The following is a 10,904-nucleotide window of genomic DNA, read 5'->3' as shown; positions in this document are numbered from 1 at the left end:
CAATAAAATATATATTATAGTGAAAGCAATGAATCTCTGTATCAAAGAAATCAGTTCCTTAATGAGAGGCGGAGACTTGCCGACATAATATATTTTTCTTTTATAAAAGAAAGTGATTCTTGGTACTACTTGTGTATTAAGAACCCTCTTTATCCAAGCCAAATTGTAATTCAGACGAATACCGAGGAATTTGTAATCAACAAATTGCTCATAGTTTAAAATATAGTAGTGCGTTTTTATGTAAAGCTTGCTTCTAAAATATGTGTTTTGGATTTGATTTTGTTTTGTTGTTAACTCTGAAACAAATAGTTCAAAAGAATCCCAGTCCAACAAATGACTTTTATCATTGTTGTCGCTTTGTAATATTCTCTCACTAAACCCACCACGAAGATTGTAGAGCTCAATGTTTATAGTCTTAATCCTTGTCTTGTCTTTATAGAAATAAACGAAACCACGTATCAGCTCGATATCTTCGTTTGAAATATTATTTAATTTAACTTCTATTATTTCCAATATCCCTTTTTTAATTTCATCCTTATAGTATCTATGAACACTAACATTTACAAAATCCCCTTCTGTTTCATAATCGAAGGGAGAATATAAATGCTCTTTTATTCTTTCACGTGACTTCCGGTCACTAACTCGCAGCAACTTTAAGATGCTCACTAACACAATTATAATAAGTAACAAACTCCACGAGCTATAAAGCACTTTCATTCCACTTGTAAGTAACCTCTCCTTTTGAGTATCAAATCCCTTTAACACCCCTAAGTTAATGACCACCACAAAAGCAAGTGACAACAAATATATCCTTTTATTGATATTCTTTAATAGCTCCAGTAGATCTTTCATAGCTCCCTCCTATCAATTACACCTGAGGATTTCCGATAACTCCATATCTACGAACTTTGCAAATTAATCTTTTCATAAGAGTATTCGCGAAATTATTGAATTATCCTGCCCGTTAACTAATACTAAGCTAATCGGCAATTGGACAAATTCTTGCTCCTCGACATGTATCGAAACTTTCCAACAACACAATTCCGCAAACTGCCCATTAGTTAAACAAAAGCATCCGAACACGCTGTTACCAGGAGCAGTTCGACGTAGCAGCGTTATAAAACCAAAAAGCCGCTAATATAGCGACTTTAACGAGTCCGGGGTTTTATCCCTCGATGATTTTTTTTTAAATTCCTCAAGATCTGCTGTTTCTTCCATAAACAAAATATAACGTCACGGACGACATAATCATCAAGATCACCGAATAAACCAAGGTCAACGCTTTGGTATCCGCGAGCGCCTGCGCATCCGTGCTGTTCTTGATGACGACGCCTAACGGCTGGTACACCGGATGATAGAGGAACACGGTAACGTCATAATCAGCCAAAATTCCGTTGAAATTCAGTGCGAGAACCGCTAAGGTCGACGGTAGAATGATCGGCAGCAATACTTTTCTGAACGTATAGAACGGTTTGGCGCCCAAATTCCTTGCAGCGTCCTCCAGATTGCTGTCCAGGCTGAAGAAGGAGGCCTTGACCATTCGCAGAGTGAAAGGAATATGAATGATGACATACGCAATCAAGAGCATCCAGACGGTGCCAACCAGCACCGTATTCCCGATAATCAGCTTCGGCGTGTTAAAGGTGACGATCAGTCCGACCGCAATCAGCGTCGAAGGCAGAATCCACGGAATCAGCATTGCATATTCCAAGGCAAGCGCCCACTTGTTCTTATATCTATGCAATATTCTGGACGCGGCCAGCGCCAATGCGACGACAATCACGGAGGCTGCTGCGGCATATAGAATACTTACCAGATAAGGCTTGAAGGCCGACATGGATGAAAACACTTGAATGTAATTATTCAAGGTAAAGCTGTTCAGATTCAACGTAGCGGTAGAGATACTAGCCGCATCGGTGAACGAAAAGATGATGATCAGCACAACCGGAACGATATATAGAACAAACAGGCCGTAAGCCAGAATATGAGCGGCGATGTTGCCGAATTTGCTCCGGATTTTTTGTTTGACCAGCTCCGATTTGACCTTGGAGACCGACATGAAGTTGCCCTTGCGTTCGAACCGGATCATTATGGTCAACAACACCAGCGTGGCCACTCCAAGAATAAGTGCCAATAGCGCAGCCAAGTCCCTGGACGTCATGCTTCTCGAGAACGTCAGAATCATCGGCGTAATCGTCTGGAATTCCTTGCCCCCGAGGATCAGCGGCGCAGACGTTGCAGCCAGGCCAGTAAGAAAGGTCAGGATCGTCAGTGCATAGATTGTAGGCTTCAGCACCGGAAGTACAACCCGCCTTAGGATATACCAAGTAGACGCCCCCATATTTCTTGCGGCCTCCACCGTTTGGAAGTCAATTTTGCGAATCGCATTGCTCAAGAATAGAAAGTGATTGGATGTGCAGGCAAACGTCATGACGAATAGCACCGCCCAGTAACCATGAAACCAAGTTGCATCAAATGAAGGGAACAAGTACACCAGGAGCTTGGTCATAAAGCCCTCTTCGCCATAGACGAATTTATAGCCGGACACGAGCACGACTCCGCTGTAAATCAAGGTCGTAAAGTAACCCAATCGCAAGATCTTCGCGCCTTTGATTTCGAAGTATTCCGAAATGAGTACCAGTGTAATGCCCACCACATTTACCGTAATGATGAGGGAAAATGCGAGAATAAAGCTGTTATACAAGCTTCGCATCGCGCGTTCGGACGAGAGCAGCTTCTCTGCCGCCTCCAGTGTGAATTGGCCATCCTTAAAGAAAATCTCGCCGTAAATATTCAAGTTCGGATAAATCAGAAAGGCAATAACAAACCAGACAATCAGTCCGTATAACAGGATCGAGACAGGGTTGATGGAAGCCAGCCGGGTGCTCAGGTTCCGGGTCTTCATGCTCCCCCCTCCTTCATCGGATATTGCAAAATATCGCAGACCGGGAGGTAGATGTCCACATCGTCGCCGACCTCGTGATGAAATAACCGGCTTTCTTTTTCGATCGTCTTTAGTTGCCCGCCGCCTTTAATCTCCAATACATACTTGCTGTATAAACCGTAAAATTCCCGGTCCGCGATCTTGCCTTTCAGTTGGACCGTATCGATACCCTGCAGGGGCAGCAGGCTTACCTTCTCATTGCGGATATAGGCGATATTGCCCGGCTGAACAACATCTTTAAGCGGGCTATTCTCGATCATCCCCGGATCGATCCGGTTAATATCTCCTATGAAATTGCATACAAACTCCGTTTGGGATTGATTGTAAACCTCCAGGGGCGTACCGACCTGCTCCAAGACCCCATGATTGAATACACCAATCCGATCGGACAGTGTTAACGCTTCTTCCTGGTCGTGTGTGACATAAATCGTTGTGATCCCGAACTTCTTCTGCAGTTGTTTCAGCTCGTTCCGAAGCTGTACCCGCAGCTTCGCGTCCAGGTTGGATAAAGGCTCGTCCAGCACCAAGATGCTCGGCTGCAATACGAGCGCCCGGGCTATCGCCACACGTTGTTGCTGGCCACCGGATAGCTCCGATACTTTTTTGAACAGCTGCTCATCTTTTAAATCCACTTTCCGGGCAATGTCCTTTACTTTCTGGTCCACTTCCGCCTTAGAGAACTTCTTGACACGCAAGCCGAAGGCGATGTTCTCATACACATTCATCGTGGGAAACAGCGCATAGCTTTGAAATACCATCCCGATCTCTCGTTTTTCGATCGGCAACCGGGTAATGTCGGCGTCTTTCAGCAGGATCTGTCCGCTTGTAGGCATAATAAACCCGACCAGACTGCGGAGGGTCGTCGTCTTCCCACAACCCGAGGGCCCGAGGAATGTGAAGAATTCCCCTTCCCGAATATGCAAATTAAGGTTTTTAACCGCATGAAATTCTCCGAATTTTATGTCAACGTTCTGGAATGTAATCATCTTATTCGCTTCCTTTATGTTGTACTTGAATGAACGGCTGCATATGGAGAACACCAATATGCAGCCGGTTTGACTCCATTCCGTGATTTATGGCATAATCTCGAGCTCAATCTTCTCTGCCCACAGATCCATGTTATCCGCAATAAAGGCCCAATCGAAATCTTGTGGTTTTAAGGAATTATACAGCTCCTTGACCGACTCGTTGGCTTGCTCGACCGCTTTCGTATTGGCAGGCATGGCATTGAACTCCGCCGCAAAATCTCCTTGAACTTCGCTCGATCCGAGCCATTCCACGAACCGCTCCGCCGTTGCCTGCTTCTTCGTTCCGTTTATAATTGCTGCATGTTCTACTACCATCGGTACGCCGATTTCCGGACTGACAATCCCTGCTTTCACGTTATATTGCTCTTCCTTCTGCTGCAGGGTTCCGGAGACAAGGGCTCCTAGTGGTGTTTTGCCGCTGGCCAAATTGGCATAGAAGTCTTCGCCTTCGACCGCGCCAACGCCATTGTCATACAATTGCTGAATTTCATTCCAGCCTTCATCGGATATGCCGAGGTCACCATTCGGATCTTGGAATCTTGTCAGAATGCCCGCAACGACAAGGCGAGGCGTATTTTGTCCTAGCAGCGTAGGAGCTTCATACTTCCCTTTATACGCATTGTTCTTATAAAGGTCCGTCCAGTCCTTTGGTGCAGTGTCGGCCGTGAATTCGTTCGGATTATATCCAAGCAGAATCGCTTGCTTCACAAGACCATGATAGTAGCCTTCCGGATCGTTCAACCCTTGTTCAACATCTCCGGCCCAGCTTGGAACAAACTTCGCCAGAACGTCTTCCTTCTTCAAATTCTCATAAAGCATGTTGTTCAGGCCGTATACAACGTCCGCGATCGGATTGTTCTTCTCGGCAATCAACCGGTTCGTCAAGTCAGCGCCGCCCGCGCCGACGATTTCGATATCAAAGCCCGCGCCTTTCGCTTTCTCGATCAGCCATTCGCCGCGGCCGTCAGAGTTCGCATTCGTGTACACGATCAGCTTCTCATTCTTGACCGGTTCGGTAGTTGAAGAATCCGACGCAGCCGGTGTTCCTGCCGGCGCTCCGGACTCCGAAGGGCCTCCGTTAGTACTGCTGGCATTGTTGCCGCCTCCGCAAGCCGATACAATCACACACATAATGAGGAGTAACGCCATGGATAGTTTTCTCATGATTCTTTTAACACTCCTTTGATCGATTCCTTTTGTTTGAATTTAAATGTTTAAGATCAACCCGTCATAAGCTGGCACAATACCGACGGGATCGAAGATGCGGACAAAATCCTCGTGAAGCAGCTTGGAATTATGACTAAAGTGGGTGACGACGATTTGTCCTTCAGGCTTCAGAATGTTTTCTTTATGGAACTCGCGCTGCGCCTCCAGCACTGTTTCCACACACATATGATTGCGGTCGCGGGAATTCCCCGTGTATCCGTGGGTGCAGTCGAGGATGGCGCAATCCAGATTTTTACCCTTTAGCCACGCCCACGTCGCATCCGGAAACCAACCTGAATCATGTCCGTACAGCAGTGTTTTTCCTTCCTTTTCAATCACGTACAACAGGCAGGTCTCCATGCGGTCATGATCTGCCAACAATGGCGTTACCCTTGCATTGCCCATAGCGAACGTCTCAAACGGGCGCACCAGATGGAATGCATACCTTTGTCCTTCGAATCGGCCGATGGCGGCACGCGTGTGGTGCATCACGGCGTCATTGCCGTAAATGTGCATCGGAAGCTCGAGGCCATGCGCAATCCCTTCCCTGCGGCATTCCAGATCCGCAGCATTGTAATGGTCCGAATGCGTATGGGTGACGAGCAGGTGCTCGATGGCCCCCAGATCAATGTTGTCCCGCAGCGCCTGCATATAGGAGTCCGGGGAATAGTCAAACTTGATGACATCGTCAATGATGGCGGAAGTTCGCGTGCGTATATTTTTGCCTCCAAGCTCCCGCGCTTTGCTGCAATGCTCGCAGCGGCAAAATGCATTGGGAAAGCCTTCTGCAGCTGCGGTTCCTAGAAAGTGAATCTTCAAAAGTCATTTCTCCTTGTCATGCAAACTGTAGCAATCCATTCTACGTCCTGAACAGGACGGATTGTCGTTCTACAATCGATGTTTGAATTTTAATGGTGATTGGATTCTCGTTGGAGTTGCCGACGCGCTTCATCAGCAAATCCACGGCCGATCGGGCAAGCTTCTCGGTATCCTGCCTTACCGTCGTGAGCGGGGTCGGAATATATGCCGCTAACTGGATATCGGAGAACCCGACGATGGACAGCTTTTCAGGAACCGGAATCCCCATTTGCAATGCGGTGTGAATTGTCGAGATCGCGACATGGTCATCCCCGCACATGATGGCCGTCATCCGGGGGTTGTCCTGAATAAACCGCTCTTGTTCCGAATCGCGCTCATTAATGCGTCTGGTATCGCAAGCGACGGTTCGAAAATGAATGTTCTGGTATTGTACCGGAATTTGATGGTCGAGAAGCGCTTGAATATAACCTTGATACCGCTCCCTCCTACTTGTGATATGATCGATCGCGTTCGAAGTATATCCGATTTCGCGGTGCCCCTTCTCGATCAAATACTTGGTCATTTGGTAAGAGCCCATATAATGATCGTGATATACGCAATCGATCTCCACTTCATGGAAAATGCGATCGATGATGACAAGCGGCAGTTTTTGCAGCTTTAACCGTAATACTTGATCGCTGCAGGTCTTTCGCCCTTGGGGAAATAGGATAATGCCAGTGATTCCTCCTTCGGCCAGCCTTTCCAGACAATGATCCTCATCGTCGCAATCCTTCGTCATTTTTAGAATGAGGTCGCAGCCGTGCTTTCGCACTTCAGCCTCGGTGGCGGCGATGATTCTGGACGTGTAATCGGACAGGTGAGGCATGATGAGCGCGATCTGCCCGAACCGCTTCTCGGCGGCCGGAAGCACCGCGGTATCCTGGGAAGAAAATCCTCCTTGCGCCCTTCCGTCTTGCGGTTCAGCAAGGAATGTTCCTCTTCGGGGCAAACGGTACACCAGTCCCTCCTCGGCCAGCTTTTGCAGCGCTAACTTACTTGTCATTCGGCTCACGCCGAACAGCTTGGCAAGCTCGCCTTCCGATGGCACCGGATCATGCGGACGCAGCCTGCGGCTTTGAATAATCTCGATGACCTCATCGGCCACCCGGTGATAGAGTTGGTTCTGTTTGGTCAAACGAATATCTTTCATCAAATATCCCTCTAATCGTTGAGTCGACTCGAATCCGCAAGGGATCTAATTTGAACATAAAGAATGTCACTGACATATTCAATGATATCTATGTAAAAGTCTTGTAAAATCTAAGTTAAATCGAGTTTTTGAGTTCTATAATCACAAAATACATATCAGTGATATATGAAATTTAATGCGAATGCTTGCGATCAATGCTCACTATGCGAACGATTGCCATTTCTCTGATCAACGAAAAAAAACCTGCCGGTTAGGCAGGTTGGTTTAATAGAGCTTCAATTTATCGATGCAGGATAATTTTTTTGAGAATGGCCAATCAATGTTCGGTACCGATCTCATAGATGTTATGCAGGGTATGGATGTGCAGCGCTCGTTCATCATCTGACTCTGCGTTCATATACCATTCTACAAGCCTGTATCCAAACATAAGTAGAATCATCTCATAAACGCAGTTATCCGTGATGTGTGAAATGTCCGCATATTCCGAGAAGCCCTTGTAGTACGCCGGGATACATCGACGGTAGTATGCAACCATATGTTCAACATCGGCTTCGTCTGCGATAAGACTTGCCATATCTTCACCTAAATAGCCCCATCCACTGGTATCCCAGTCGAGGAGTATGATTTTACCTTCGGAGTAGAATATGTTTGCCACCCAAAAATCCCTGTGGCAGAGCACGATGGGCAGCTTTTCAATCCGGCTCAATATTTCGTCAGCGCGTTCATCAATGCCGATGAGCATGTCACATATAAGTTTCGGGATTTCACAATCGTCAGAGCGTATATAACCGTACACGCTATCCCATGACCGATAATGAAGATAGAAGTTCTTCATATAATCCACGTTGCTTAGGTTGGTCAGGTCCTGTAACAGAGCTGGCTGTTCTGCATATAACTTGCCTTGGAACCTTCCTAGTTCCTCAGCTGCGTGTTCATACATGTCGCCGGTCAAATCTACACCCGATATGCCGTCGATATATTCCATCCATATCTTCGTTTCGTTTTCTTCTTCGCTCGTCTCGGCGTGATAACATTGCGGCCAGCGGAAAGATTCGGAAAATAGAGCGTCGAAATGGGATCTATACAAATCGTATTCCCTGCGCCACGAATCAGGATCGCTGTAGCGTTCCCATTTCTTCTGTGTCTTTAAAACCATTTTATAGGGGAGTTTCCTGCCGTCAGTGGTTTCTGCATTACCCGTTACGAGTTCTACATTACCCACTGTACCACCATGTAATGGTTTGGTTTGGAAGTCGGCGCAGATTATTTTTGTTCCGAGCATTTTGCTTAGGACCTGTGTTAACGTTTCGTTCTTTATCACGCTCATTGTGATGTCCTCCAATATCCAATAGATACAATTTCTCGCGTATCCTTGTGGACCTGTGGTTTATATAATACTTGGATTCACTGACATAAAATCACAATCCTATATAAACATCATATTTGAAAAGAAGACATCAAAGAAAGGTTGACTATAGATTTAATCAATTACTACCTCTTCCTGCCCGAGCTTGATGAAATCGCGAATGGAGCGGTAATCAGACCTTCCCTTTGTCCTTGGCTCGGGACATGACCTTCTACCGACAAACTATAAAGCCGCCAAGCAAACGACTTTTGCATGGGACATGTTCTTCGTTCGTGAAACATTGGTTATCTTGCCATTTATTGAACGATTCAGTCATTACTTAAAAAAGGCAACCGATCACATTCGACGGCTGCCTGTCTAGAACATCACAACTAGCTTCTCGCCCTTCTCTGAGCTATTTGGGCGCGAAAAGGCGAGGGCTTCAGCTCGCCCTCGCCAGTTTTGCGCTGCGAATTGATGCGGTAGTGTATACCACGAGCGCTGTCCAGATGAGCGCGAATCCGATGAGCAGAACCGGCGACACCGACTCCTTGAACACAAATATGCTCAGTAACAGCATGATGGTCGGCCCGATGTACTGTACAAAGCCGAGCGTGGACAGTGTCATCCGGGCGGCCGCCCGTGCAAAGAAGAGCAGCGGCAGCGCCGTTACCACGCCGGAAAGGAGCAGTTCAATAAACATCGGCGCAGGCAGCGTCCACGCCGTTGTCTTTCCGGCAGCGGCCAAATAGATCCAGTAGCCGAGTGCGATGGGCAGGACGACAGCTGTCTCCGACAATAAGCCCACCGAGGCGTCTTGGGCGATCTTCTTCTTCGCAAGGCCGTACAAGCCGAACGATACGGCGAGCGAGAGCGCAACCCATGGGAACCGCCCGTAATCGATGGCGATGACGAGCACCGCAGCGCCTGCGATGGCAATCGCGAGCCACTGGCCCCGGTTAGGCTTCTCCCGAAGGAAGACGACCGCCAGCAGCACGTTCAGCAGCGGGTTCAAATAATAGCCGAGGCTGGTCTCGACAACATGGCCGTTGTTGACGGCCCAGATGAAGATAAGCCAATTCAAGGCGATCAGCAGTCCGCTGGCGGTGAGCGATAGGATGAGCGAGCGGCTAGCCGCCACCCGCTTCATATCCCCCCAGCGGCGCTGAACGGCAACGAGAATCCCCATGAAAACAAACGACCAGACAACCCGGTGCGACAGAATCTCGCCAGCCGGCACATCGTCAAACAACTTCCAATAAAGCGGGAGAACCCCCCACATGATATACGCAATAATTGCGTTGACTAACCCATTGTTCATCAATATGTTCCCTCTTCTCTCTCTCCTGTATCTGAACGGATTATACGCCTGAACCCCCGGGGAAGTAAAGTAGATATATGAAACCCCGGGGGCTTGATAGCTCGTATCTTAGCCTCCGGGGTTTCCGGCAGGAATGCGTTTATAGGGGAGGGAAGAACTCACACCCTTCTGCGTCCCCAGCCAAAAACTTTCACGTGTACCGTCGCTTTGGTCACCCAATAGGAGAGTACGTACAGCACAATGAACAGGATAAGCAGCGGCCTTAAGAAGAGCATAGCGACAATCCAGGCGATCAGAACTTGCCAATGCTTCAATTTGCGTAGAAACTTGACTGGCCATAGAATGATTTTGAATAACAGCTCATTATGCTGAAGCGCATCTAGAAACTCTTCCTGGTACTGTTTGTTGTCAGGCTCTAAGCGAACGGCATTTCGCATATACGTCTCTTTTAACTTGTAATCCCCCCGGTGGCCAGATGCCAGGCCGAGAAAAAAATATACTTCGGACGACTCCATATTATGCTCGAGGGCGATTCTTTCGAGCCTTACAGATTCCTCAAAGTGAATGAGCAGCGCTTCCGTATAACTTAACACGGCCAAATATAACGGCGCTTCCGGATGGATTTCAAGCGCCTGTAATAGCGCGGCTTTCGCTTGCTTGAGCTTCCCTTTCTTGTTAAACATATTCGCTTGCAAATAATAGTAATGAGACTCATAGGGATCGATTCGGAGCGCTTCCTGCACCGCTTCATCGAAAGCCCGGTCCTTATCGGCGGCATAGTACACGCAGACCCGCACATACCAGGCCAGCCTCTGCTCCGGCTCCCGGCGGAGCGCCTCATTGGACCAATGGAGTGCCTTATCATTTTCATCCATCAGAAGATAGATATTTGCGATCAACGCAAAAACATCCGGGTCCTCCGGTTCCTGTTTTATGAGCTGCTGGGCTTCCTTTAACGCTTCCTTATACCGCCTCCATTCGATAAGCTGTTGCACTTTGGCATAAGCGGAATAATCCTGTATGGTTTCCAAATGCTCAATCCTCCTGGTCGA

The 10,904-nt window shown here is 47.6% G+C and carries 9 protein-coding genes; all 9 read right to left on the bottom strand.

Annotated features, from left to right (window positions below):
• Positions 1-852, bottom strand: an 852-nt coding sequence (locus CHH67_RS15885) for a hypothetical protein (protein ID WP_144029271.1), incomplete at its 3' end; no start/stop codon positions are given.
• A 343-nt stretch (positions 853-1,195) separates the two neighbouring features.
• Positions 1,196-2,905 (bottom strand): ABC transporter permease, encoded by a 1,710-nt coding sequence (locus CHH67_RS15880; protein WP_095266178.1) that lies wholly within the window; start codon positions 2,903-2,905, stop codon positions 1,196-1,198.
• The gene (locus tag CHH67_RS15875; protein ID WP_095266177.1) at positions 2,902-3,930 is read right to left on the bottom strand and encodes an ABC transporter ATP-binding protein; all 1,029 of its coding nucleotides are present in this window, start codon (positions 3,928-3,930) and stop codon (positions 2,902-2,904) included. The genes CHH67_RS15880 and CHH67_RS15875 overlap by 4 nt, the downstream gene beginning before the upstream one ends.
• An 87-nt stretch (positions 3,931-4,017) precedes the next feature.
• Positions 4,018-5,136, bottom strand: coding sequence for an extracellular solute-binding protein (locus CHH67_RS15870; RefSeq protein WP_095266176.1), 1,119 nt, complete (start codon positions 5,134-5,136; stop codon positions 4,018-4,020).
• Between the two features lie 42 nt (positions 5,137-5,178).
• Positions 5,179-5,997, bottom strand: a complete 819-nt coding sequence (locus tag CHH67_RS15865; protein WP_095266175.1) for an MBL fold metallo-hydrolase — start codon at positions 5,995-5,997, stop codon at positions 5,179-5,181.
• A 40-nt stretch (positions 5,998-6,037) separates the two neighbouring features.
• Positions 6,038-7,186, bottom strand: a complete 1,149-nt coding sequence (locus CHH67_RS15860; RefSeq protein WP_095266174.1) for a GntR family transcriptional regulator — start codon at positions 7,184-7,186, stop codon at positions 6,038-6,040.
• Between the two features lie 316 nt (positions 7,187-7,502).
• The gene (locus tag CHH67_RS15855; protein WP_095266173.1) at positions 7,503-8,513 is read right to left on the bottom strand and encodes an aminoglycoside phosphotransferase family protein; all 1,011 of its coding nucleotides are present in this window, start codon (positions 8,511-8,513) and stop codon (positions 7,503-7,505) included.
• A 460-nt stretch (positions 8,514-8,973) separates the two neighbouring features.
• Positions 8,974-9,852, bottom strand: coding sequence for an EamA family transporter RarD (gene rarD / locus CHH67_RS15850; protein ID WP_095266172.1), 879 nt, complete (start codon positions 9,850-9,852; stop codon positions 8,974-8,976).
• A 158-nt stretch (positions 9,853-10,010) separates the two neighbouring features.
• The gene (locus tag CHH67_RS15845) at positions 10,011-10,883 is read right to left on the bottom strand and encodes a tetratricopeptide repeat protein (protein ID WP_095266171.1); all 873 of its coding nucleotides are present in this window, start codon (positions 10,881-10,883) and stop codon (positions 10,011-10,013) included.
• Between the last annotated feature and the right edge of the window lie 21 nt (positions 10,884-10,904).

Source organism: Paenibacillus campinasensis (genome assembly GCF_002272015.1).
Taxonomy (GTDB): domain Bacteria; phylum Bacillota; class Bacilli; order Paenibacillales; family Paenibacillaceae; genus Paenibacillus_AQ; species Paenibacillus_AQ campinasensis.
This window is presented reverse-complemented; position numbering and strand designations above follow the sequence as displayed.